The sequence below is a fragment of the Synechococcus sp. MU1642 genome (genome assembly GCF_020514115.1).
GTDB lineage: Bacteria > Cyanobacteriota > Cyanobacteriia > PCC-6307 > Cyanobiaceae > Parasynechococcus.
In genome coordinates, this window is sequence record NZ_VTKZ01000003.1 from 214,630 (window position 1) to 237,268 (window position 22,639).

The 22,639-nt window shown below is 59.2% G+C and carries 24 protein-coding genes, 2 tRNA genes and 1 pseudogene; 11 read left to right on the top strand and 16 right to left on the bottom strand.

What is annotated here, in order from left to right; all coding sequences use genetic code 11:
• Positions 1 to 194: 194 nt before the first annotated feature.
• Positions 195 to 1,589, top strand: coding sequence for a phosphoglucosamine mutase (gene glmM, locus FZZ85_RS05120; RefSeq protein ID WP_226412846.1), 1,395 nt, complete (start codon positions 195 to 197; stop codon positions 1,587 to 1,589).
• On the opposite strand, the gene FZZ85_RS05125 is transcribed toward glmM, so the two are convergent.
• Genes FZZ85_RS05125 through FZZ85_RS05140 form a run of 4 tightly spaced genes read right to left on the bottom strand, consistent with a single transcriptional unit; the run spans position 1,576 to position 5,876 of the window.
• Positions 1,576 to 2,529 (bottom strand): BadF/BadG/BcrA/BcrD ATPase family protein, encoded by a 954-nt coding sequence (locus tag FZZ85_RS05125; protein ID WP_226412848.1) that lies wholly within the window; start codon positions 2,527 to 2,529, stop codon positions 1,576 to 1,578. The genes glmM and FZZ85_RS05125 overlap by 14 nt on opposite strands.
• On the bottom strand, positions 2,526 to 3,842 hold the full coding sequence (locus FZZ85_RS05130) for an IctB family putative bicarbonate transporter (RefSeq protein WP_226412850.1): 1,317 nt from the start codon (positions 3,840 to 3,842) through the stop codon (positions 2,526 to 2,528). Before FZZ85_RS05130 ends, FZZ85_RS05125 begins: the two co-directional genes overlap by 4 nt.
• Before the next feature lie 9 nt (positions 3,843 to 3,851).
• Positions 3,852 to 4,556: a tRNA (guanosine(46)-N7)-methyltransferase TrmB gene (gene trmB / locus FZZ85_RS05135; protein WP_226412852.1), complete on the bottom strand. Its 705-nt coding sequence runs from the start codon at positions 4,554 to 4,556 to the stop codon at positions 3,852 to 3,854.
• A gap of 24 nt (positions 4,557 to 4,580) precedes the next feature.
• A complete protein-coding gene (locus tag FZZ85_RS05140; protein ID WP_226412854.1) occupies positions 4,581 to 5,876 on the bottom strand; it encodes an FIST N-terminal domain-containing protein in 1,296 nt (431 codons plus the stop codon).
• 69 nt (positions 5,877 to 5,945) lie between these two features.
• On the opposite strand from FZZ85_RS05140, the gene FZZ85_RS05145 reads away from it, so the two are divergent.
• Positions 5,946 to 6,557: a DUF3177 family protein gene (locus tag FZZ85_RS05145; protein ID WP_226412856.1), complete on the top strand. Its 612-nt coding sequence runs from the start codon at positions 5,946 to 5,948 to the stop codon at positions 6,555 to 6,557.
• Positions 6,557 to 6,850 carry a hypothetical protein gene (locus FZZ85_RS05150; protein WP_226412858.1) on the top strand — a complete coding sequence of 98 codons (294 nt, stop codon included), beginning with the start codon at positions 6,557 to 6,559 and terminating at the stop codon, positions 6,848 to 6,850. The genes FZZ85_RS05145 and FZZ85_RS05150 overlap by 1 nt, the downstream gene beginning before the upstream one ends.
• On the opposite strand, the gene ileS is transcribed toward FZZ85_RS05150, so the two are convergent.
• Complete coding sequence (ileS, locus tag FZZ85_RS05155; RefSeq protein WP_226412860.1) at positions 6,835 to 9,759, bottom strand: isoleucine--tRNA ligase; 2,925 nt, start codon at positions 9,757 to 9,759, stop codon at positions 6,835 to 6,837. The genes FZZ85_RS05150 and ileS overlap by 16 nt on opposite strands.
• 27 nt (positions 9,760 to 9,786) lie before the next feature.
• Positions 9,787 to 10,281 (bottom strand): Ycf66 family protein, encoded by a 495-nt coding sequence (locus tag FZZ85_RS05160; protein WP_226412862.1) that lies wholly within the window; start codon positions 10,279 to 10,281, stop codon positions 9,787 to 9,789.
• A 54-nt stretch (positions 10,282 to 10,335) separates the two neighbouring features.
• Between FZZ85_RS05160 and FZZ85_RS05165 the strand changes: the two genes are divergently transcribed.
• Both FZZ85_RS05165 and crtR read left to right on the top strand, forming a co-directional pair.
• A tRNA-Leu gene (locus FZZ85_RS05165) sits at positions 10,336 to 10,417 on the top strand.
• A gap of 54 nt (positions 10,418 to 10,471) precedes the next feature.
• Positions 10,472 to 11,503 carry a beta-carotene hydroxylase gene (gene crtR / locus FZZ85_RS05170; protein ID WP_226412864.1) on the top strand — a complete coding sequence of 344 codons (1,032 nt, stop codon included), beginning with the start codon at positions 10,472 to 10,474 and terminating at the stop codon, positions 11,501 to 11,503.
• A 7-nt stretch (positions 11,504 to 11,510) separates the two neighbouring features.
• On the opposite strand, the gene gatC is transcribed toward crtR, so the two are convergent.
• Genes gatC through FZZ85_RS05190 form a run of 4 tightly spaced genes read right to left on the bottom strand, consistent with a single transcriptional unit; the run spans position 11,511 to position 13,549 of the window.
• On the bottom strand, positions 11,511 to 11,804 hold the full coding sequence (gene gatC / locus FZZ85_RS05175) for an Asp-tRNA(Asn)/Glu-tRNA(Gln) amidotransferase subunit GatC (RefSeq protein ID WP_226412866.1): 294 nt from the start codon (positions 11,802 to 11,804) through the stop codon (positions 11,511 to 11,513).
• Positions 11,805 to 11,806: 2 nt separating this feature from the next.
• Positions 11,807 to 12,589 (bottom strand): creatininase family protein, encoded by a 783-nt coding sequence (locus FZZ85_RS05180; protein WP_226412868.1) that lies wholly within the window; start codon positions 12,587 to 12,589, stop codon positions 11,807 to 11,809.
• 43 nt (positions 12,590 to 12,632) lie between these two features.
• Positions 12,633 to 12,776, bottom strand: a complete 144-nt coding sequence (locus tag FZZ85_RS05185; RefSeq protein WP_226412870.1) for a hypothetical protein — start codon at positions 12,774 to 12,776, stop codon at positions 12,633 to 12,635.
• A 41-nt stretch (positions 12,777 to 12,817) separates the two neighbouring features.
• Positions 12,818 to 13,549: a queuosine precursor transporter gene (locus tag FZZ85_RS05190; protein WP_226412872.1), complete on the bottom strand. Its 732-nt coding sequence runs from the start codon at positions 13,547 to 13,549 to the stop codon at positions 12,818 to 12,820.
• Between the two features lie 28 nt (positions 13,550 to 13,577).
• Between FZZ85_RS05190 and FZZ85_RS05195 the strand changes: the two are divergent.
• A pseudogene (locus FZZ85_RS05195) lies at positions 13,578 to 13,859 on the top strand (DNA-3-methyladenine glycosylase); the annotation flags it as partial.
• 769 nt (positions 13,860 to 14,628) lie between these two features.
• Here FZZ85_RS05195 and FZZ85_RS05200 read toward each other — a convergent pair.
• Positions 14,629 to 16,644 carry a tetratricopeptide repeat-containing sulfotransferase family protein gene (locus FZZ85_RS05200; RefSeq protein ID WP_226412874.1) on the bottom strand — a complete coding sequence of 672 codons (2,016 nt, stop codon included), beginning with the start codon at positions 16,642 to 16,644 and terminating at the stop codon, positions 14,629 to 14,631.
• A 51-nt stretch (positions 16,645 to 16,695) separates the two neighbouring features.
• Here FZZ85_RS05200 and FZZ85_RS05205 point away from each other — a divergent pair, with 51 nt between their 5' ends.
• Positions 16,696 to 17,334 (top strand): DNA-3-methyladenine glycosylase, encoded by a 639-nt coding sequence (locus FZZ85_RS05205; protein WP_226412932.1) that lies wholly within the window; start codon positions 16,696 to 16,698, stop codon positions 17,332 to 17,334.
• The gene (locus FZZ85_RS05210) at positions 17,331 to 18,380 is read left to right on the top strand and encodes an aspartate carbamoyltransferase catalytic subunit (protein WP_226412934.1); all 1,050 of its coding nucleotides are present in this window, start codon (positions 17,331 to 17,333) and stop codon (positions 18,378 to 18,380) included. The genes FZZ85_RS05205 and FZZ85_RS05210 overlap by 4 nt, the downstream gene beginning before the upstream one ends.
• Positions 18,381 to 18,416: 36 nt before the next feature.
• On the opposite strand, the gene FZZ85_RS05215 is transcribed toward FZZ85_RS05210, so the two are convergent.
• The 4 genes from FZZ85_RS05215 to FZZ85_RS05230 form a co-directional block, all read right to left on the bottom strand.
• The gene (locus FZZ85_RS05215; RefSeq protein ID WP_226412876.1) at positions 18,417 to 18,710 is read right to left on the bottom strand and encodes a hypothetical protein; all 294 of its coding nucleotides are present in this window, start codon (positions 18,708 to 18,710) and stop codon (positions 18,417 to 18,419) included.
• Between the two features lie 64 nt (positions 18,711 to 18,774).
• Positions 18,775 to 19,107, bottom strand: a complete 333-nt coding sequence (locus tag FZZ85_RS05220; protein ID WP_226412878.1) for a DUF565 domain-containing protein — start codon at positions 19,105 to 19,107, stop codon at positions 18,775 to 18,777.
• A 224-nt stretch (positions 19,108 to 19,331) separates the two neighbouring features.
• Positions 19,332 to 19,532 (bottom strand): hypothetical protein, encoded by a 201-nt coding sequence (locus FZZ85_RS05225; RefSeq protein WP_011363323.1) that lies wholly within the window; start codon positions 19,530 to 19,532, stop codon positions 19,332 to 19,334.
• Between the two features lie 190 nt (positions 19,533 to 19,722).
• Positions 19,723 to 19,795, bottom strand: a tRNA-Ala gene (locus FZZ85_RS05230).
• A gap of 45 nt (positions 19,796 to 19,840) precedes the next feature.
• On the opposite strand from FZZ85_RS05230, the gene FZZ85_RS05235 reads away from it, so the two are divergent.
• Together FZZ85_RS05235 and coaBC are read left to right on the top strand one after the other, a co-directional pair.
• A complete protein-coding gene (locus tag FZZ85_RS05235) occupies positions 19,841 to 20,062 on the top strand; it encodes a DUF2555 domain-containing protein (RefSeq protein ID WP_038551345.1) in 222 nt (73 codons plus the stop codon).
• Positions 20,052 to 21,338 carry a bifunctional phosphopantothenoylcysteine decarboxylase/phosphopantothenate--cysteine ligase CoaBC gene (coaBC, locus tag FZZ85_RS05240; protein ID WP_226412880.1) on the top strand — a complete coding sequence of 429 codons (1,287 nt, stop codon included), beginning with the start codon at positions 20,052 to 20,054 and terminating at the stop codon, positions 21,336 to 21,338. The genes FZZ85_RS05235 and coaBC overlap by 11 nt, the downstream gene beginning before the upstream one ends.
• On the opposite strand, the gene FZZ85_RS05245 is transcribed toward coaBC, so the two are convergent.
• Positions 21,311 to 21,616 carry a hypothetical protein gene (locus tag FZZ85_RS05245; RefSeq protein ID WP_226412882.1) on the bottom strand — a complete coding sequence of 102 codons (306 nt, stop codon included), beginning with the start codon at positions 21,614 to 21,616 and terminating at the stop codon, positions 21,311 to 21,313. The genes coaBC and FZZ85_RS05245 overlap by 28 nt on opposite strands.
• A gap of 120 nt (positions 21,617 to 21,736) precedes the next feature.
• Between FZZ85_RS05245 and FZZ85_RS05250 the strand changes: the two genes are divergently transcribed.
• A complete protein-coding gene (locus FZZ85_RS05250; RefSeq protein ID WP_226412884.1) occupies positions 21,737 to 22,567 on the top strand; it encodes a photosystem II manganese-stabilizing polypeptide in 831 nt (276 codons plus the stop codon).
• Positions 22,568 to 22,639 lie beyond the last annotated feature (72 nt).

Consider the following 22,639-nt stretch of genomic DNA (forward strand, 5'->3'; position numbering starts at 1 on the left):
GACAGCAGCAGCAGCGTTCCTATTCGCGGCCTTTCCTGCACACCCAACTTGGAGCTGGTTGCATTCTGATGCTCCAAAAACAGTTGGCGAGCCTTTGATCAGCTGAGGGCCGTGGAGGGCAGAGTTGCACCTGTCACGTCCCTGGGAATCACCGTCAGAGGTGCTTCCTATGGTGCTGTCCACGATTGAGACCCATGGTTCAAAAGGCGTGTTCCCCGATCGGCCCCGCTCTCGGTGACGCTGCGCCAGGTTTTGGAACCGATGGGATCCGTGGGCTCGCCGGCACCGTTCTCACCCCCGCCTTGTGTCTTCAGGTGGGCTATTGGGTTGGCAGGGTTCTGCAGGTGGAGGGCCCTGTTCTGATCGGGATGGACTCCCGGACCAGCGGCAGCATGGTGGTGTCTGCCCTGACTGCCGGTTTAACGGCGGCCGGTCGTGATGTGTGGACCCTTGGTCTTTGTCCGACGCCCGCGGTTCCTTTGTTGATCCGCCAGCTGGGGGCTGCTGGTGGCCTGATGGTGTCTGCGAGCCACAACCCTCCTGCCGACAACGGCATCAAAGTGTTTGGGGCCGACGGAGCAAAACTCAGCGCCCTACGTCAGGCCCAGGTGGAAGCCGGTCTAAAGGGGCAGACGTCAATAGCTGAGCAAGGAGAGTTCCGCTGCGGTGTGGCGCGCTCCAGCGCCGATCTCCTTGATGGCTACGCGGAGGTGTTGCAGCAATCGGTGGCTGAACGGCGACTGGACGGCGTTCCCATCGTTTTGGACCTTTGCTGGGGATCAGCGACAGCCTGTGGTGCGGATGCTTTCCGTGCCTTGGGGGCTGATCTCACCGTGCTCCATGGGGAACCCGATGGCTCCCGCATCAACGTGGCTTGCGGGTCAACCCATCTGGAACCGCTGCAGCGGGCTGTGATCGAGCGCGGCGCGGCGATGGGCTTTGCCTTTGACGGTGATGCTGACCGGATGCTGGCGGTTGATAGCCGCGGTCGCATCATCGATGGGGATCATGTGCTTTTCCTGTGGGGATCCGTGCTGCAGGAGCAGCAGGCGCTCCCCGAGCAGCGTCTCGTGGCCACCGTGATGTCGAACCTCGGCTTTGAGCGGGCTTGGCAGCAGAGGGACGGCATCCTTGATCGCACTCCGGTGGGAGATCAGCATGTCCATGCCGCGATGGTGGCCAGTGGCGCGGCCCTCGGTGGAGAACAATCCGGCCACATCCTCTCGGCCTCCCATGGGCTATGCGGCGATGGTGTTCTGACCGCTGTCCAGCTGGCCACCTTGTGCCATGCCCAAGGCATCAGCCTCAGCGATTGGTTGGACCGCAGTTTTCAGGCCTACCCCCAGAAATTGGTCAATGTGCGGGTGATAGACCGTTCACGTCGCAAGAACTGGACCGCGTGTACTGCTCTCACCGACGCAATTACTTCCGCTGAGCAGTCGATGGGCGAGACCGGTCGCATCCTGGTGCGCGCCAGCGGCACGGAGCCTGTGCTGCGGGTGATGGTGGAAGCCGAGCAGTCCGATGCTGTTGAGCATTGGACAGGGCATCTGGCCGCCGTTGCCGAGCAACATCTCAACGTGGCCTGACGGTTAAGGCCTCGGCCATCAGGAGCGCGCCATCACAGGCATCTCCCTCGGCCTTGCCCCATCGGGCCTCAGGGATCGACTGAATGATGGCCTGTCGCACGGCTGTTCGGAACCCCGGGATATGGGTAACGGCTCCCCCATGGCAGACCACTACGGGGGAAAGCATTGATAGCTGCTGGGCCACGGTGCTGATGCAGTTGGAGAGGGCTGCTGCTGATCGCTGAACGATTTCCTCTGCGCCCGAGCAGCCCTGGGCTGCTGCCTCCACCACCAGTGGAGCCAAGGCTGCGAATTTCGCCGTGTCGAAGTCGTTCTGCACCACCCGGGCTTTCACCGCTGCGTGGCTGTCGCATCCCATCTGATTCCAGATCTGCAGGCGCAGAGGATGGTCGGCCATGCGCCCATCGGCCATACGCAGGGTCAGTTGCAATCCCTGGTGCCCGAGGTCAAAGGCCGAGCCGGCTCCATCGAGCAGCCATCCCCAGCCGCCACAGCGGTGTTCATGGCCGTTCTCGTCTCGGCCCAGCACGATCATTCCCGTACCGCTGATCGCCAGGATTCCTGCACCTTCAGGAATCGCACCTCGCAAGGCCGTGCGTTCGTCCCCGGTGACGAGCACCTTGGACAACCATGTGTCATCACCGGTGGCAAGGGCTTGACCTACCAAACGTTCAGCACGCTGTTGCAATGCTGTTCCTTCTTCGATGCCGCTGGCTCCGACAACGGCCGCCTTGATCACGCCAGCGGGGTGATCTTTCAGGGCGTGATGTGCACTGGTGCGGATCGCCTCGATGAAACTTCGTTCACCCTGGGGGGCATCCAAATGACTGACGCCGGGCCCCTCGCCTTCGCCAACAGTCTGGTGCAAGCCCTTTTGGACCAGGCTGAGGCGGCAGCGGGTGTGCGTCTGTCCAGCATCGAATCCAGCGAGCAGCCTCATGATTCCCTGGGTCGACTCACCAGGCTGGCCAGAGCAAACCAGCCGATCAGTTGAACTTCGGGGCGGAAGAAGATCGTGTCGGTGGTGCCTTGCATCAGCAGGCCAGCGATGGCAGCAAGGCTGGCGATGGCTGCCAAGGCGCTTGGACCATCGGCATTGAGCTGCTCCAGCCCCTTCCTCAGGCTGCTTGCCAGTAATCCCAGGCAGGCTAGTAGCCCAGGAATGCCTGTTTCCACCAGGATTTCCAAGGGAACGGAGTAGGCACTGAGGGCGTTGAACTTCGGTTGCTGATACAGGGGATAGATGCTGTTAAAAGCCGCATTGCCTGGGCCGATGCCCAGCCAGGGACGGTCTTGCACCATCTGAATGGCCGCCATCCAGACGTTGATGCGGAAATTGTTGGAACTATCCCCCCGTCCTGCCAGCAGGCTGGTGATGCGCGTGCGGATTGGATCGATCTGGGTGGCCGCCACCACCAGGCAAGCGGCTCCAACCAGCAGCACGGCGAGGGGTACCAGACGTCTCCAGAGCGGGGGCCAGTGGCGTGTCCAGCGCAGCAGTAGCAACAGCAGTAGTACGGCACCGGCAGCAACCATGCCTAGCCAGCCGCCACGGCTGTAGGTGAACAGCGTGGCTGTTCCGGCCAACACCAGTGTGGTGCCGGCAAACAGTTGGGCTCCCACACCACTCCAGCGCATCAGTGCAATCGCTGCAATGGGAATCAGCGGCAGCAAGTAACCCGCCAGGAGGTTGGGGTTCCCCAGGGGGCCATAGATCCGAATGGTGCCGGCGCTGATGGAATTCGGATCGGCCCAGCCGGCCAGGTCCTCGCTGGAGGCATAGAGCTGTCGCAAAGCCAGCACACTGCTGAGCAGGCCGCTACTCAGCAGTCCGGCGACCAGCCGGTCCCACCATCGTTCGTTGCTCAGCAGCAGCTTGCAGAGCAAGGCATAAACGCTCAGGTAGCTGAGCAGTTTGATCAGGCCTTTGCTGGCGGTGATTGGAACTGGAGAACATCCCGTGGCCACAATCGCGAAGGCCAGAAAAAGCATCAACCAGCGCGAGATGCTTCCGATGCGCTGTGGTGGCGGACTGCAGAGGCACCACAGCAGCCAAAGTGCTCCGCAGGCTGCAATCACCAGGGCCAGGCCTGTGCGTGTGAACAGGGGAAGACCCGTGAGCAAGACCAGCAGGAGCAGTCCCGCCAGCCTTTCAAGGCGTTTCAGCACCGCCTGATCCGTAGCTATCAGCCCCTGCCAGCGTCCCAAGAGTGGACCACCGCTTGCCGTCTGGGTTGCGTCCGCAGAGGCCATCTTGGGGTTTCAGGTGGTGAGTGCTTCCGCAGGATTATCGATCTCCTGCCAGCGCTGTTTTAGATCTGACACGGAAGGAAGTGGATTCTGGTTTCGGCGGTAGAGCACCCGGTAGACGGGGAGGTTTTGCTCGAGTACATAGCGCTCCCGTTCCGTGGGAACTGAAAGCGGGTTGCTGGCGCGCCAGGGCCGTTGATCCTCTGCGGGGCGGTCAAAACATGCGCTGAGTTCGGTGAGAGCCACCATCGGCTCAATCACTTCCAGAACATCGCTCTGTAGAAATAGCTCACGGCCGGGCTGGAGGGCCGTTGCGATGGCCAAGAGCAGCGCTGGTTGCAGGACCCTGCGCTTGCGGTGCCTTCGTTTGAACCAGGGATCGGGAAACTGGATGGAGACCCGTTGCAGCCGGTCTTGCTCCAGGGCCTTCATCCAGCTTTCCAGGCTGATATTGGCGTTGCAGAACAGGATCCGAACATTGCCGTGCTCCGAGCCGAGCGCCTCTCGATCGGCGGAGGTCACCAAGGGCCGGCGGATTTCAACGCCGAGATGGTTCCAGTGGGGATCACGTTCGGCCAGGCCAAGCAGGCAACGTCCACGGGCACAGCCGATATCCAGGTGGATCGGATGATCAGGAACGCGAAACAGCTCCTTGGGTGGAGGGAGTTCCAGCGGCAACTGGAAGAAGCTGCTGAGGGGATTGACGTGCTGACGCAAGGTTTCGAGGCAGTGCGAACCGGTTCAACCGAGATTGTCAGAGCCACAGCCAGAGGAGCTGTTGGGGTCCTGGCGCAGCAAGCCCCAGCAGGCGGTGTAGCCATGAAGATGCGTCGTCCCGCTGACGGGTCCGATCTCACCGTTGCAGAACGCTCCCGCCACAGGCAGGCCAGGCATCAGTTGGCGCGCCAGGCTGATGTCACCATCGGCACGACCGAATAATCCCTGGCCCCGTCCCAGGCAGGCCATGAGCAGTCCGAAATGGACCGTCTCCCCTGAATCAGCCGTCGCTGCTTTGAGCATGGCAGAGGCTTCGTCCTGGGAGGCGGCGGCTTCGCGCAGGTGAAATTGCACGTTTTGGCCGGCACGCACCCGCTCAGCTACGGCCACAGCGCCATTGTTGGGATCGACTCCGATCAGGTTGCGGATCAGGAAGGCACTCGCTTCTGATGCTGCTCCTTTGGCGTTCAGCCGCAGGCTGCTGCGTTCGACGCCGAGGAACAACGAGTGACGCACTAGCTCGCGCTCCCGTTCGCTGAGGTCGGCCAGAACCCGTTGTAGGCAATTGATGGGGCTGGCCTTGGTGTTGCCATCACTAAGTTCCAGCAGCACGTTGCGCTCCACCTGCTCGATGGAGAAGACAGGGCCGATGGGGCGACAGCCCTGTGCCACCACCGTTTCGAGTCGCCAGCTCCCCCCGATCGAACAGACCACCGCGCCGGTGACGACGTGGTCATCCAGCAGCAGCGATCCGTGCGGACTGTTATGGGGTGCTGCTATGCCCCCAATCTTTTCTGCACCCGGATAGGCGTAGTCCAAGCCGCTGATGAGGTCATTGATTCCATTGCTGGTGGGGTCGATCAGCAGGATTTGGCTCCGGGCAGTCTCGGGGCTGATGCCAACCCAGTCTTGCCATTGCTGGGCGGCTCCATCCAGATCAGGCAGCTCCTCTGTGCTCAGGTGTTTGGTGGCGATCGAGGCCCCCGGCAGGGAGAGCACCGTCACGCTCAAGGCAGGCGTCTGCTCGAGTTCCGAGGCGGTGCCGTCGCCGCGGGTACCCACCACACCTCCCCCGGTGCATCCGATCCAATGCTTCGCGCTGATCTGGGCGCGCAGCATCGGCAGCAGCCGTGGCAGGTCGGTGGAGTAACCCGTTGAGGTGAAGACGAGGGCGAGATCGGCTTCGCCCCTGGATCGGCCCAGTTGGTCGACCACATCCCGCACGGCTTCATCCAGGGATGGTTTCGTGGAAAGTCCTGTCCGGCACCTGGCTTCAGCGCCCCCGGAACGGAACCAGCTGAATGGTGCGATCGGTGCCATGAAGCGGACCCTATCAACCCTGGAGGTCAGCTCGGGACGTTGATAATGGCGGCACTGTGACAGTCCCCGGTGAACGAGCTCACGTACCGCGCTCTGGTGTGGCTGACCTATCGCTTGGCCGCCACCTTTGCCGTTGGTGTGCCTTTGGTCCTTTTGATCTGGTCGGCCTGGCGTCGCGAGCCTTTGGTGCTGAGGCTGCTCGGCATTTACTGGAAGGTGGCCAGCCTGATGGCGATCAGCCTGCTGCTGCTGACGGACCAGCGCCCCCTGGGCTACGCCATGGCGGTTGTCGCACCGGTGTTGATGGTGATCAGCCTGTGGTTCTGGGTCGACATCAATGAAGAGCTGGCCGACCAGCCGTCCTGGCGTCCGCTGCCCCTGGCGGTGAAGGTTTGGCGTTGGGCGTTCAGTGGTTTTGGTCTCCTCAGCCTGGGCATGGGTGTTACGGGTTTGGGCTGCATGCAACAGCTTGAGTCCGCGGCCTGCCTCACCTGGCTGGAGGCCCCTCAGGGCATCCATGGCCTGGCGGCAACGGTGTTCAAGTTTCTCTTCGGTGGTCTGTGGACCGAAGCCGTTGCCGCCTTTGTGGGTTACGTCGCCCTGGTGGCTTATCTGGCAGGCTTTCTGCAGTGGCTGTTGGTTCGTTTGCTCCGTTACGGGCGCGTGGCCGGCGATTTTTGATGAACGATCAGGCGGTGGTTCAGGCACTGGAGGAGCGAACGCGTGTTCATCCTCAGCGGGTTGTTCGTCTGCGGGGTCAAGTAAGGGATGAGCCGTTTGAGTTGCTGATCTTCAGAGGGTTCAGCAGCAGCACCACCCATCCAACCGCGTTTGACCCCGATGCCTCTGTTCTCCCTGAGGGAACAAGCCTGGATCAGGCTGAGCTGCTGCAGGGGCCCTTGTCGCCCAGCAAAGAGGTTGTGCTTGCTGGACCGATGCCAACGAACGACCTCCTGGTTCAGGCCAACTGGTGAGTCCGGCGTTCCAGAACGCCTACACAACGTCCGCAAATGTGGGGATGCTCCGGGTGCTGACCCACATCCCCCTCGTAGTGCCAGCAGCGCTCGCATTTGGTTCCCCGCGCTCGGCTCACCTCGATCGATGCGAGCTCGTCGTCCTGGCTGGCCAGCAATTCGGCCCAGGGCTCGCCGCCAATCTGCAGTTGTGAGACCAGGAGCCAGTCCTGCAGACCATCCACCTCGACATTCCCCCTCTCACTCAGCCAACAGAGAGCGGTCTGGAGTTCCGGACGGCGGGCGTCAATTCGCACGGCTGCCTCCAGCGATGCGCCGAGTTCCTGACGGCCGCGGCAGTCTTCCAACACTTTGTTGACGGCGGCGCGGAGCTCCCGCAGCTCTTGAACCGGAGCGCTGAGAGCAGCATCACGCCACTCGGCTGGAACCGTCGGCCAGCCGCGGTGGAAGACCGAGGTCTCCTCCACGGGGTAGGGGAGGTTCTGCCAGATGTCTTCGGCCATGTGGCACAACACTGGAGCGATCAGTCCGGCCAGGCTTTCGATGATCAGGGCCATCACGGTCTGGCAGCTGCGCCGGCGCTGGTCCTGGGGGGCGCTCACGTAGAGCCTGTCCTTGGCGATGTCGAGGTAGAAGTTCGACAGATCGGTGACGCAGAAGTTCTGCAGCAGCTGGAAGAAGCGGAAGAACTCGAAGCTTTCGAAGGCTTCTGTGATGTCGTCCATCACCTCGGCCGTGCGCTGCAGCATCCAGCGGTCCAGCAATGGCAGTTCCGCAATGTGGATCGCGTCGGTTGCCGGATTGAAGTCGTGCAGGTTGCCCAGCAAATAGCGGCTGGTGTTGCGCACCTTGCGGTACACATCAGCCAGCTGGCGCAGAATCCCGGCCCCGATCGGCACATCGGCGGAGTAATCCACCGAGCTCACCCAGAGCCGCAGCACATCGGCGCCATAGGGCGGTTCCTGTTTTTGGTTCTTGCCCCCCTCGATGATCACCATTGGGTCGACCACATTGCCGAGGGATTTGCTCATCTTTCGGCCCTTCTCATCCAAGGCGAAACCATGGGTGAGCACCCGCTTGTAGGGGGCGTGGCCATTCACGGCGACCGAGGTGAGCAGTGAACTCTGGAACCAGCCGCGGTGCTGGTCAGACCCTTCCAGGTACAGGTCGGCGGGATAGCTCAGGTTGTCTCGCTGATTGGCGACGGCAGCCCAGCTTGAGCCGGAGTCGAACCACACATCCATTGTGTCGGTGCCCTTGCGCCACTGGTCGGTCTGGTCGGCGTAGGCGGGAGGCAGTAGATCCGCTTCGTTTTTCTCCCACCAGACGTCGGCACCGTGCTCGGCGATCAACGCTTGGATGTGATCGAGGGTGTCGGCGTTCAGCAGCACCTCGCCGTTGCTGCGGTGATAAAAGACTGGAATCGGCACCCCCCAGGTGCGCTGACGGGAGATGCACCAGTCGCCCCGTTCCTTGACCATTGATTCGATCCGGTTTCGACCGGAGGCAGGGGTCCACTCCACTGCGGCGATCGCATCAAGGGCCTGTTGACGGAACCCTTCCACGGAGGCGAACCACTGTTCAGTGGCCCGGAAGATGGTGGGTTTCTTGGTGCGCCAGTCGTAGGGGTAGCGGTGGCCGTAGGCCTCCTGCTTGAGCAGGGCCCCGGCGGACTCCAGCGCCTCGATGATCTTGGGGTTGGCATCCTTGAGCACATTCAGGCCCGCGAACGGCCCGGCTTCGTTGGTGAGGTCGCCGGCTTCGTCTACAGGGCAGAGCACCGGCAGCCCGTTCTTCTGGCCGGTGTGGAAGTCGTCGACGCCGTGACCAGGCGCGGTGTGCACGAGGCCTGTGCCCGATTCGGTGGTGATGTAATCGCCCCCGATCACCACCGGACTGGTGCGGTCCAGGAGCGGGTGGCGGTACGTCAGACCGGCGAGCAGGGCGCCTTTTACCGTGGCGCGCCGGCTCAGCGGGAGCCCCAGGGTGCCGCTCAGAGTCTCGATCAGATCGGCAGCCACAAGCAGCAGTCGGCCTTCCCCGTCGTCGGCCAGGGCGTAATCGAGCCGTTCATTGACCGACACCGCCAGGTTGGCTGGCAACGTCCAAGGGGTGGTTGTCCAGATCGCCACCTGCAGGGCCTGCCCCAGGGCGTCCGTCTCGGTGGGCAGGTCGAGGCCTTCTGCCTTGAGTGCATCCTGCAGTGCTGCCGGCAGCTTCACAGCTGGGAAGGCGGCGTAGACGCTGGGACTGGTGTGTCCTTCGGGGTACTCCAGTTCGGCTTCGGCCAAAGCTGTGCGTGAGCTCGGGCTCCAGTGCACCGGTTTCAGACCGCGGTAGATGTGCCCTTTGAGCACCATCTGGCCAAACACCCGAATCTGAGCCGATTCGTACTCCTTTTGCAGGGTCAGATAGGGCTGCTCCCAGTCCGCCCAGATGCCCCAGCGCTGAAAGCCTTTCATCTGGCCATCCACTTGTTTGCGGGCGTAGGCGGCAGCTTTTTTACGCAGCTTGATTGGTGTCAGCGCCTTGCGCTGCTCCTGATCCATCGACTGCAGCACCTTGAGCTCGATCGGCAGGCCGTGGCAGTCCCAGCCAGGCACGTAGCGCACCCGCCGCCCGTTCAACACCGAATATTTGTTGATGACGTCCTTCAATATTTTGTTGAGGGCATGCCCCATGTGCAGAGCGCCGTTGGCATAGGGCGGGCCGTCATGGAGGGTGAAGGTTGGACCGCTGTTGTTCAGGCCCAGCTCGCCGTCGATGCCATGGTTTTTCCAGAAGGCCTGCAGTTCAGGTTCCCTTTGGACGGCATTGGCGCGCATGCCGAATCTCGTCTGCAGCAGGTTGAGCGTGGGTTTATAGGAGGGACGTTCCTCAGCGGCGGCGTCGCGCGTCTCCTTGCTCACGGGGTCCCTGCTCTTGCCTCGGGATTATCAGTCTTCGCCCTCCGGAGATGTGACCTCGTCTGCTTCAGCTGATGCGGTGTCGCTTGCGTCAGTGGTTTCAGGGGACTCGGGACGTACCCATTTTTTGCCTGTAACCCCTGATTTCCCGCCCGGTTTGAGTTGTTTGGCAATGCCGCCAATGCCTTCGCCCACCCGGCCTGTGGTGATCAAAAGTTGTTGAAGGCTTGTGCGCCAATGATCGAGTGAGGTGAACCGCTGCTGCTCGGTTTCGCTGAGGCTGTTCCAGCGGGCCTGTCCGACCTCGGAGCCCAAGCGTGTGATCAACAGGCCGGCGCAGAGAACTGCAAGCATTGGCGCTCCCCGCAGTCGGTCCGTGCTGGTGATCAGAACGAGACCCAGCAGCAACACCACCGCGCCCCAGACACCATCGCGGGGGCGGCTGAGTTCAACGGCTATAAGGGGAAGCAGCAGGAGTGCCAGGCCGAGCAGGAGGCAGAGGTCGCCGCTGAGGGTCGCAAGCATCCTTGGTGTGGAGTTCTGCTTCCATTCTGATGCGATCTCTAAAGTCAGGGTGTTGCCCACCTGGCGGAATTGGTAGACGCGCTGGTTTTAGGTACCAGTGGCTTTGGTCGTGGGGGTTCAAGTCCCCCGGTGGGCATTCATTTCTCTACCGTGGTTCGGGATCCTTACAGACTTGTTGCCTGACCTCCGGATGCACCAGAGCACTGCTCAACAACAGCAGCCTCGTCCGGTTGGTGAGGGCTACCGATCGGTTCCGCGCGAATTCGTTGACCCGCCGGCCTTCTGGAACCCCACCGTTGGGCTCTTCCTTGGCGGTTATGCCCTGGCGGTCCTGACCATCTGGGGCTGGTTTGTGGCGGCTTTGCCTCTGCCGGTGCTGCTGAGCACGGGCTTTTTGGCGCTACACCTAGAAGGGACGGTGATTCATGACGCTTGCCATAACGCGGCCCATCCCAATCGATGGATCAATCAGGCCATGGGCCATGGCTCTGCGCTGTTGCTCGGGTTCAGCTTTCCCGTCTTCACGCGGGTGCATCTTGAGCATCACGCCCATGTGAATGACCCGAAGAACGACCCAGATCACATCGTCAGCACGTTCGGGCCGCTCTGGCTGATCGCTCCAAGATTTTTCTATCACGAGTGGTTTTTCTTTCAGCGTCGTCTCTGGCGCCGCTGGGAGTTGATGCAGTGGGGGCTGGAGCGCAGCATTTTTGTGGTGATCGTTCTGGCGGCGGCACGGTTTGATTTCCTGCCGTTCATCTTCAACTGCTGGTTTGCGCCTGCCTTGATGGTCGGCGTGACGCTGGGTTTGTTCTTCGACTACCTCCCGCATCGGCCGTTCACCTCTCGCAACCGCTGGACGAACGCCCGCATCTACCCAGGCAGGTTGATGAATTGGCTGATCATGGGGCAGAACTATCACCTGGTTCATCACCTCTGGCCATCCATTCCCTGGTTCGAATACAAACCTGCCTATGAGGCCACCAAGCCTCTGCTCGATTCCAAGGGATCTCCCCAACGGTTGGGCATTTTTGAGACCCGCCGGGATGGGTACAACTTCCTCTACGACATCCTTGTGGGAGTGCGCAGCCACAAGCACCGCAGCGGAAAGATGAGGCGAGCAGCCCGTTTCATGCCGGGACGGGGGCTGCGCCGCCACTGGCTCGGTTTTGTTGACCGCATCGCGATCAAAACTGAGCCCAAGCGTTGGGTGTCCCGCTGACTCGCGTTCAGTCGGCCAGTATTTTCGGAACCCGAAAAAAGTCACCCTCCCTTTGGGGTGCCTGATTGAGGATGTCCTCCCGAACGGGGGTCGGTTGCACTCCATCGGCACGGGTGACGTTGGTCACCTCCACGGCTCGGGTGGTTTCCGGAACGTCTTCGGTGTCCACCTGCTGGAGTTGACTCACGTATTCGAGGATTGACTCGAGCTGTTTGGTGTAGGTCGCGATCTTGTCCTCGGGCAGATCAAGACGGGCGAGATGGGCCACCTTGCGGACGTCGTCGCTGGAAATCTGGCTCATGACTAGCCGAGGAACGTGCGCAGATCCTCGCTCAACGCGGTGGCGGCTGTCTCCAGTAAGGCGTCACCATGCTGGGCGGTGGCCAAGGAGGGGTGGGATCCCATGCGTCCATCGGGGTGTCGGCGACGGAAGTCGTCCGGTCCATGAATGGGACCTGCCGGTGCGGGGTCGGGCAGCGGTCGCTGCTTGGTCTGCAGGCTCGGCTCCACGGCGAGGGTGACAGCGATTTCGCTAGGCGTAGCGTGATGGCCTTCTTTGTCGCCATATAGATCGCGCGCCTGGCGCATCACGGGGCCGGCCATGAACCAGTTGGCCAGCCGACAACGCAGCTGCGGGGCAATGGGGAGATTGCGGGTGGTGGCGGTGCCGTAGGCCTGGGCAAAGGCGGCTTTGGCCGTCGCAATGTTGCCGCCGTGGCCATTGATCACGAACACCCGTTCGAATCCATGCTGGCCCAGGGACAAAACCAGGTCGTGCAGAACGGCCAAAAGCGTTGCAGGCTGCAGGCTCATCGTTCCCGCGAAACCAAGGTGGTGTTCCGCCATGCCGAAGGCCTGGGCTGGGGTGACCAAAACGCCGGTGCGACGTCCCACTTCAAGGGCCACCGCTTCGGCGGTGAGGGCGTCGGTGCCGATGGCGCCCGTGGGTCCGTGTTGCTCGGTGGATCCCAAGGGAATGATTACTCCCTTGCAGCCTTGGAGGTAGCTCTCCACCTCAGGCCAACTGCGCAGGGCGAGGCGAATGGCGTCCGTGCTGTCGACAGGGCCGGGAGTTGCAGCGGTCATTCATGCTGAACTAATGCCCTGATGATCGCTCAACTCCGGCCGATCAGTGGGCGGTGCCGTTGCCGTCGTACTGATCAGTGTTGTAGTAGCCGCCGCGGGTTCCGAAGAACAGGCAGGCCAATGGGAACAGCGCAATGCTGGCGAGCAGCACCGTGCCGAGGTTGAAGCTGGAGGTGGCTGCGTCCATCAACTGGCCTGAAGTGAGCTCAGCTTGGCGTGGATGCACCGCTAATGCATCGGTGTTGTGGGTTCTGTTGTGAGTTCGCGTCCTTCTCCGGGAATCTCCAGCCACTCCCTCAGCCATTTTGTGAGCCAGATGAAGGGAAGTGTGTCGGTCAGCGCTGCCAGCACTTTGAACAGGTAGCCGCTGCCGATGAAGCTGAGCAGTTGCGTCAGCACGGACCGTTCTGGCTGTACAGGAAGCACATGGGCGCCGTAATGGCTGATCAGCACCACTGCACTGGTGTCCACCAGCTGGCTCACCAGGGTGGAGCCGTTATTGCGCAGCCAGAGGGCTTTCCCTTTGGTGAGCCGTTTCCAGAAATGAAACAGCCGCACATCCACAAATTGCGCTGTGAGATAAGCCACCATCGAGGCGCCAATCGAACCGAAGCTGAGCTGCTGAATCGTGCGAAAGGTGCTGTCATCACTGCCGTCCATGGCGGGCAGTACGCCCCCAAGCCAAAGGATCAGCAGCACCCAGCCGTTGAGCAGCAGCCCGACCCACACCACTTGATTGGCTCTCTGTTCTCCCCAGATCTCACTTATTAAGTCAGTGCAGAGGAATGTGATTGGGTAGGGCAGTGCGCCAACGGCCACGACGATCGGCCAGCCGCCAATGCTGCCCAGTTGAAGGAAGCGCGTCAGGCCCAGGATGTTGAGCATGCCGAGAGTCCCGAGGAACAAACCCGCCAGCACCAGAAACACCCCATCACGCCGAGCCTGGAGGTTGCTGTCCACAGCCTGCAAAGTTCAAGCTAGATCAAGCGTGGCTGCCAGCCGGCAGCCTGTCATCGATTTCGTTTCGCTTCCGCTCAATTTTTTTGCCCGTCCGGCTCGGATCGTGGGTCCTGATCTGGTGGGTCGCAGGTTGGTGAAACGCCATGACGAAAGCAGCCTGCTTTAGGGCGTGATCGTTGAAATAGAGGCCTATTCCCAGGACGACCCCGCCTGCCAGGGTTATCGGCGCAGGACGCCCCAGAACGAAACCCTGTTTGGTGAGCCAGGGCGGTTTTATGTGTATGTCACCTACGGCATCCACCACTCCGTGAAGCGAGCCGCGATGCAGTAGCCAGTCTTGTCTAGAGGTTTCAGAGATTCTCCTGTCTCTCCCAGCCAACCTCCAAGTCACCCCCAAAAAAAATCCCGATTTTTTGCCGAGCGACTCCCTCGGCTACGAAGAGCTAATGGTGGACTCGGCTCCCTTGGCTTGGAGTTGGAGGCGGCTCTAGCCCAGGAATCAGACGCGGATTTCCCGTGAAGAAGCCACCCTCCCTACGCAACAACAACTGCACTCTCCAGGTCCGTGTGCGGATTGTTAGGAGGGTGCCTTCATCAATCGTCTGGGTGGCTGGAGTGAGCCTGTGGCGGTCGCTAGAGCCCACGCCATCGCCGCCCAAATATGGAGCGACTACCAACCTGGAGCTGATCGCCCTTGACCCTTTCAATAGCGATTTGTCACCCCATGAGAAATGAGAAGAAATCAAATCACTTTCACTTGCCCAGAAAGTGACTCTCAGCAACTTCATCAGGCACTGCTCTTGCTGAAAAGAAGTCAGCATCTAAGTGTGTCGGCATTCTGTCGTGCAGCGATTACAGACAAGCTGGAGCGATTAAAGAAACTAGAGACCAGGGAGGTGTGTCAGTGAAAACCATCACAATTCGCGTTTCAGCACCAGAAGTGGCGATGTTGATAGAGGTCCAGAAGCGTAATAAGGACTGCAGAGATATTCAGGCATTCGTTCTTTTCCAAATTCGCGAGGAATACAGGGAATTCCTTGGATTGGCATAAGCAAGATGTGTCTGCGTGTCGATCAACTTTATATATTAAATATTCCACTCTCTATCAGAGACTCTTCTGCTGGCTTTAGGAGTTCTCTGTAGTTTTTCCAGCCTCCCAGGGATTTGCTGTTGATGGGTTGTCGGGCTTCTATGACACTGGCGGTATTTATGAGTCTATCATTCGCTTCTGGACGTAAATATCGTTCGTTCCACTTGAGCCCAAGCCAGTCGATGAGTGGAGAAATAGTCTTTTTGGGGTTGCTGGTGAATGCATCATAGTCAAAGGTGAAAATATGCTTCTCATATTTGCGTTTGGATCTATTCATTGTCTTCTCTTGGTGTATCAAGAACTTTGCGGCATCTGTGAGGTCCGAGGTATAGTTATTGCCGTTTTCTAGGTTGCTTCGCAGCATCGAAAGAATGTTGTCCAGTGGATGTCTTCGGCAGTGAATGACTTTTGCTGCAGGCATTGCTCTTGCAATGGCTGCAACGAATCTAAAATTGTATAGATTTTTGTCGACGCTATGAGTGCATTTTTCTGGAATCTCTCCGGCTTGTTTTGTATACAAAGCTAACAAGGAGGGCGCTATTTCTTTGGAATTGATAGCGGCTTTGACTTGATAAAAAGCCTCTGTTAGTGCATTTGACTCCCCTAGTTCTCTGACATATGGATTTGTCACTAATACTGATTCAAGTAGTGTTGATCCACACCTGGGTGCTCCAACGATGAATATTCTTCCTTTTCCGTTATTCGGGTTGCCTTTGTCGATTTGCCTTGCCAGATCGGCTGCTTGTTCTGTGCGAAGTAATTGGGACCTAAGATCTGATGGGTGGAGCGATAGTTTTAGTTTGTTTGCGTTCATAAGGTGCCGCATGGCGTTAATGTAATCCTTAGACTCATGGTAAAAGTTCGCAAGAGCGAATTCTAGATAGGATTTATCTATAAGATTGAGATTGTTGCTGGTGACCCCATTTAGTTGCGTGAGCAGCTTTTGAGAATCGCCATCTGTTGAAATGTTTTTGCTTAGCTCGAAAAGTGCTGCAGTATTATTTGGATCTAGATCATTCGCCTTGTAAAAAGAGTTCTTGCTGCCTTTCAGATCTCCTTTGGCTGCTTGGATGCGCCCAATACCGTAAAAAGAATTTGAGTTTTTTGGGTCTATCAAAACTGCTCTTTTGTGATTGGATAAGGAAGCATTTAGATCGCCCTTCTTTTGAAGGGCATTGCCAAGATTGTAGTGAGCTTCTGGGTAGTTGGGCTTGAGTTGAAGAGCAGCGTTATAGGAACTGATCGCATTGTTTAGATCGCCCTTCTTTTGGAGGGCATTGCCAAGATTGTAGTGAGTTTCTGGGTGGTTAGGCTTGAGTTGAAGAGCAATATTGTAGGAGCTAATAGCAGCATTTAGGTCACCCTTTTCTAGGAGAGAATTGCCCAGGTTGATGTGAGCTTCTAGGTAGTTGGGTTTGAGTTGAAGAGCAATGTTATAGGAATTGATTGCATTATTTAGATCGCCTTGCTTTTGGAGAGCATTGCCAAGGTTGTAGTGTGTTTCTGGGTGGTTAGGCTTGAGTTGAAGGGCAATATTGTAGGAGCTAATTGCAGCATTTAGGTCACCCTTTTCCAGGAGAGAATTGCCTAGGTTGTATTGAGCTTCTGCGTCGTTGGGTTTGAGCTGAAGTGCAATGTTGTAGGAGCTAATAGCAGCGTTTAGTTTGCCCTTCTTTTTCAAGGCAATGCCCAGGCTGATAAGTGCTTTTGGAAAGTTTGGTTCAAGCTTTAGGGCATTGTGTAGGAGTTTTATGGGTTCCTCGCAACCGTCTTGCATGACGCAGAGTGCTGCAAGATTTCCGTAAATAATGTGATTGCTTATCCCTGCAGAAATTAGTTCTCTGTAAATCGCTTCTGCTTCCTTAAGTTTTCCCTGATTGATTAGCTCAATAGCCAGTTTCCCCTTTGTAATGTTAGTCGGAGAGTTTTGGACAGGTTTTTCATTTGTTTCTTTGTTCTTATGAGTGTTGGAGAACCCAGATTTCTGCTGTCTGGGCTTGCTCATGTTTGCTCAAGGGAGTAGAGCCAAGGTAATGCAGGATTTCCATCCACTTCTATAGCCGCCAGCTCTATTACCCAACATCTCCCTGCCCTACCCAAGTCCTTCTTCTGTCGCACCGCAGAAGTTGTAGGACCTGATCTGGTGGGCTGCAGGTTGGTGAAACGACAAGACAACGGCAGCCTGCTCTGGGGCGTGATCGTTGAAACTGAGGCTTATTCCCAGGACGATCCCGCTTGTCACGGTTACCGCCGCCGTTCACGGCAAAACGAAACCCTGTTCGGTGAACCTGGGCGCTTTTATGTGTATGTGAGCTATGGCATCCACCACTGCGTGAACGTGGTTACCGATAGGGGTGACTGGGCCAATGGTGTGTTGCTGCGTGCCGTGGCTCTGCCCTGTGAACCCGAGAGGGTTGCGGCAGGGCCCGGCTTGCTGGCTCGTCGTTTCGGGCTTGATCGCCGTGATGACAGCCGTCCGGTGACGGGCGAACATGAGGTGTGGATGGCCCCAAGGTCATACACGTTTGCCAGCCAGGATCTTGTGACAACCACGCGGATCGGCATCACCCAGGGCGCTGCTACCCCATGGCGCTGGTATCTGCGGAGCAGTCGCAGTGTCAGCAGGCGAGCTCGGGGTGATCGCATGCCACCCAGGTCACAGTGCTGGTCGCCATCGCAGGAGCCGTCGTCATGAGTGGCTGGTCGCATCGCCACGTTCTTGATCTCGCGTCGTTTTCGCGAGAAGACTTTGCGGCGGTGCTTGATCTGGCCCAGCAGTTTCGTTCGCTTCCGATCACCGGTGCCCGGAAACTTCCCGCCTTGCAGGGACGTTTGGTGGCAACGCTTTTCTTTGAACCCAGCACCCGAACCCGCAGCAGTTTTGAGTTGGCGGCCAAGCGTCTGTCGGCAGACGTGATGAGCTTTTCACCCTCCAGCAGCTCACTCAGCAAAGGTGAAAGCGTTCTCGACACGGCGCGCACTTACGTGGCCATGGGGGCTGACGTGTTGGTGGTGCGCCACCGTTCCACCGGTGTGCCACAGCAGCTGGCGCTGGACCTGCAGCAGATGGGTGAGCGCACCGTGGTGCTCAATGGGGGCGATGGACTTCATAGCCATCCCAGTCAGGGGCTGCTGGATCTGCTCACGCTTACCCGCTTTTTCTCTCCTCAGCACCCCATGCCGGAGGCCCTGCAAGGACGCCGGATTGTGATTGTTGGAGACATCCTTCACTCACGGGTGGCCCGTTCGAATCTCTGGGCTTTGACGGCCTGTGGAGCGGATGTGGTGTTGTGCGGTCCTCCCAGCCTGGTTCCGGAGGATTTTGCAGCCTTCGTGGATGCGCCGCCCCCAGGCCTGCTGAAGGACCCGGTCCCGCAACGGGGCAAGATCAGCGTGGTGCGACGCCTGGAGCATGCACTGCCGGGTGCCGATGCCGTGATGACCCTGCGGCTTCAGAAGGAACGGATGGGCCAGCAGTTGTTGACCAGCCTGAAGCGCTACCACCGCGATTTCGGATTAAGCCATGAGCGCATGCAGCTCTGCGGTGAGGACGTTCCCGTTTTGCATCCCGGCCCGGTCAATCGCGGCATCGAATTGAGTGGGTCGCTCTTGGATGACCCGCGCGTCAGCCTTGTGGAAGAGCAGGTCAGGAATGGTGTTCCCACTCGGATGGCCTTGCTCTATTTGATGGCAGCTTCTGAATCCGCGACTGAGGCTTCGTTGGTGTCGAGCAGCTCTTGAGTTTGAGGGAGGCCACTGAGTTGATGGGCGTGGTTATCAATCGCTGCCTTGAGGGGGGCATCGGGTTCGGCGATGGAGGGACCTTTGCCGCTGGCCATCGGGAAGCGGGCATGCCAAGCCAGCATCAAGTGCCAGATGCTGGCATGGCATGCCCGTTAGCAGAATCGAGGCCCGTTGCCGGGTCGCCAGGGCGTACAGCCATTTGATGCTCAAGGTGATCCGTTTCTCTCGGTTGGGGATCAAGGCCAGGTGAACGATGGCCCAGAGCAGCAAGACCAGGCGTCTGGAAACTTTGAAGCCATCCAGGTCGGCGACCGCACTGGCGTGCAACCCACCAGATTCTTCCCGAAGGGTATGAATCCATTTTTGATTGGCTGTTTTTAACGGTTCTGCTTCAGATCAGCTTGAACCCTTCCAGAAAGAGGCCGTACAGAAAGCCGATGCGACCAAGATCCAACAGTTGTTGGGGCAACTTCAGGGATGGTTCCGAACTGCGTCGTCGCCGAATCGAGAATTCAGTGCCAAGCACCACCAGCAGTGCAGCGACGGGGTCTATCTGCCCGAGAACGCCTGCAACCGAGGTGATGGCGCTGCCGATCAAAAAGCCAATCAACCCGGCAAGGGCTAGTAAGGACAAACGACGCCAGGGATTGCGCGCCCAGTGATCCAGCCTCTGAAGTGCTGCACCAACGTTGGTTTGCAGCCGGGTGGATTGAAGCCGTCGCACGGCACAGGTTTCGGGTGGGGGGAAGAGGCAGGGTCGAAGCCAGTGATCCCCATCACCCGGCTATACCCCCGCCATCACCTGTCTACACCACCCCTGGACAATCTGCAGGCATCAGACACTACGGATAGGAGATTTCAGTAAAAAAACCCGGGGCAAGCCCGAGCCAGGTGATGGGGAGTGGCGCAGCAAGAGTTGCGGGCTTTGACAACGGCTTGCGCCGGAATTTATTTGGACTCAGCTTTCGCTTTTCTGGAAGCTTTGCCTTCGAGGAGTTCCAGCAGCGCTTCCATTTGTGCCATTACACCCCGGACTTCGCCTGCTTCGGGAAGAAGGCCGTCTTCCATCACTCCCTGGTGCATCTCACGTAGCTCCTGGCGGATGTAGCGCAGGTGGCTCACGACCTGCTCGCGCTTCGATTGCGACATCGGCTACGGGGGAGTTCAATAACCCCCTTTTACCTCATGGTGGGTCAAGTGCGGCGTGATCGTGCGCGACTTATCGCACCGGCTGCAGCGAGCAGCGTGAACGTGAGCAGCGCTGATGGTCGTGCCACGGTGCTGAATACCACTAGGGCAAATAAGCCAATCAGTGGCAGGCGACGCCGCAAAAGGGCAATGGAGAATAGGGGATTCGAACCCCTGACCTCTGCGGTGCGATCGCAGCGCTCTACCAACTGAGCTAAATCCCCGGTGAGCCAACGCTAGCCGGCACGGCCTACGTCAAAATGCAAGCAATGGCGTCTGAGGACGGCTCGATGCTCACGCAGGAACGGCTGGAGGCTTTTGACGAGGCGTCGACAGCTGAGCTCGCCCGCCGGCTCGAAGAGGACGACTATCCCTCTCCTTTCGACAGCCTTTCGGATTGGCACCTGCTTCGGGCGCTGGCCATCCACAGGCCCGAACTGATCCTTCCGTACCACCATTTGGTGGATCAAGAACCTTTTGATGAAGACTGAGCAGGCATCGCCACTCCGAGGGCGGCGTGTGCTGGTGGCCGTCAGCGGCAGCATTGCTGCTGTTAAGACGCCTTTGCTCGTCAGTGCGCTGATCAAGGCCGGCGCTGAGGTGCGCTGTCTTGTGACCACAAGTGGTGCTGCCTTGGTGAGCCCCGTCGCGCTTGCCAGCCTTAGTCGTCATCGCTGTTACCTCGAAGCAGACCAGTGGAATCCGGCTGCGTCGAGGCCGCTGCACATCGAGTTGGCGGAGTGGGCGGAGTTGACCATCGTCGCGCCCCTAAGTGCCAGCAGCCTGGCCCGCTGGAGCCAGGGTTCGGCGGACGGGCTGCTCGCCAGCGTTCTGTTGGCAACGGAAGCTCCGGTCATAGCGGCTCCGGCGATGAACACAGCCATGTGGCGCCACCCTGCGGTGCAAAGCAACTGGCTGCAGATCCAATCCTTCCCTGGGGTGGTCCCCCTGTTGCCGGCGTCCGGTCTGTTGGCCTGCGATCGCGTCGGCGATGGGCGCATGGCCGATCCGCTGTTGATTGAGTTAGCGGCAGCGTCCGTGTTCAGCCGCGGCTTGGGCACTCTCGACGTGCCCCTTGATTGGTCGGGGATGTCTGTTCTTATTTCGGCTGGACCGACCCAAGAGTCCATTGATCCGGTCCGTTTCCTGAGCAACCGCAGCAGCGGTCGAATGGGGGTGCTGCTGGCACAGGCGGCACGCTTCCGGGGTGCCACCGTTCATTTGGTGCATGGCCCATTGGGTATCCCCGACGCTTGGCTTGAGGGCCTGCAGTGCACTGCGGTGGAGAGTGCCGCTGAACTGGGTACAGCTTTGCAATTGGCTCAGCCCCGATCGGATGTGCTTGTGATGGCTGCTGCCGTCGCTGACCTGCGGCGGGATGTTGCTCCTCCAGGCAAACTGACCAAGTTGGAGCTTCAGCAGGCTCTGACCTCCGGTTGGACCGAGGTGCCTGACCTGCTGTCGAACCTGATCCGCCAACGCCATCCTGGACTGTTGGTTCTCGGCTTTTCAGCGCTCACAGGCAGTGATGCCCATTTGCTGGAGCTGGCTGAAAGCAAGCGGCTGGCGAAGGGCTGCGATCTATTGATGGTGAATCCCGTAGACCGTGACGGTCAGGGTTTTGGGGACCAACCCAATGGGGGCTGGTTGCTGGGAGACGGCTGGAGACGGGAGCTGCCTGTGACTGCAAAGCTCTCTCTGGCCCATCAATTGCTTGATGCTCTGTTGAAGGCTCGGGATCAGGCCGCGGCGTCGATGGAGTCCTGACCGAGCAGGTCGATGAAGGTGCGCAGCTGAAGCCTGGGGATGTAGGGCCAACCACCGTTTTTCTCCATCCCCTGCAGAAGTGTGAACAATTTCTGGCGGTTTTCAGGAAGGCTTTGGCGGAACGGACCGTCCTGAACGTCCCGATGCAGGGCTTCAAGCTCACGCAGCAGGGTGAGGAGTGCTTCTGGATTTCCCCTCAATTCCTCTGCTATCTCGCCCAGGGTGGCCAGTGCCGGAGCCATCCGTGCCTGGGTCGAATCGGGATCGTTGGATGTCACGCGCCTTCGACAAGTTGTTGAGAGCTGCAAAAGGCTAGCCCTGACGTCATTTTTCGCCCTGTAGGATCCGGATCTGACGGCATCCCGTCCCCATTAGCGTTCAGCCGATTGGCTCCTTCCATGCGCATCCGTCCTCTGCTGGCCGTCGTGCTGGCGCTCTGCCTCGCGTTCTTCACCACGGCCTGTAGTGGCGACAGTGAAGCCGTTCAGCGTGGTGGATCCAACGTCACCTACGACGACATCCATAACACCGGCAAAGCCAACGATTGCCCCACGATTGGGGACTCAGCTCGTGGCTCGATTCCTTTGACGATCGGTGGCAGCTACGAGCTGCGTGAGATCTGCATGCACCCAGTTCAGGTTTATGCGAAGGAGGAGCCCAAGAACATTCGTCAGCAGGCGGAGTTTGTTGAGGGCAAGATCCTGACCCGCTACACCTCCAGCCTCGATTCAGTCTTTGGGGATCTGAAGGTGACGGAATCTGGACTGCAATTCCAGGAGAAAGGCGGCATCGACTTCCAGCCGATCACCGTTTTGGTGCCCGGTGGCGAGGAGTTCCCCTTCACCTTCTCCAGCAAGTCTCTCAATGCAACTGCTGATGGCTCGGCGTTGACCACCAGCACCGACTTTGAAGGCACCTATCGCACCCCCAGCTACCGCACCAGCAACTTCATCGATCCCAAGGGCAGGGCTCTGACCACCGGTGTTCAGTACGCCCAAGGCCTTGTGGCACTTGGCGGTGATGACGAGCAACTCGAGAAGGACAACAACAAGCGCTACATCGATGGCGTGGGAACCATGAGTCTTTCCGTCACCAAGGTGGATCCTGAAACCGGAGAATTCGCTGGTGTGTTCAGCGCTATCCAACCCTCCGACTCCGATATGGGTGGTCGTGAAGTGGTCGACATCAAGATCACTGGTGATCTCTACGGCCGCCTTGAAGAGGCCTGATCAGGCTCATCACAACAGGTTGCAAGGGGGCTCAGGCCCCCTTTTTTGTGGCCCATTGCAATCCTCCGGCGA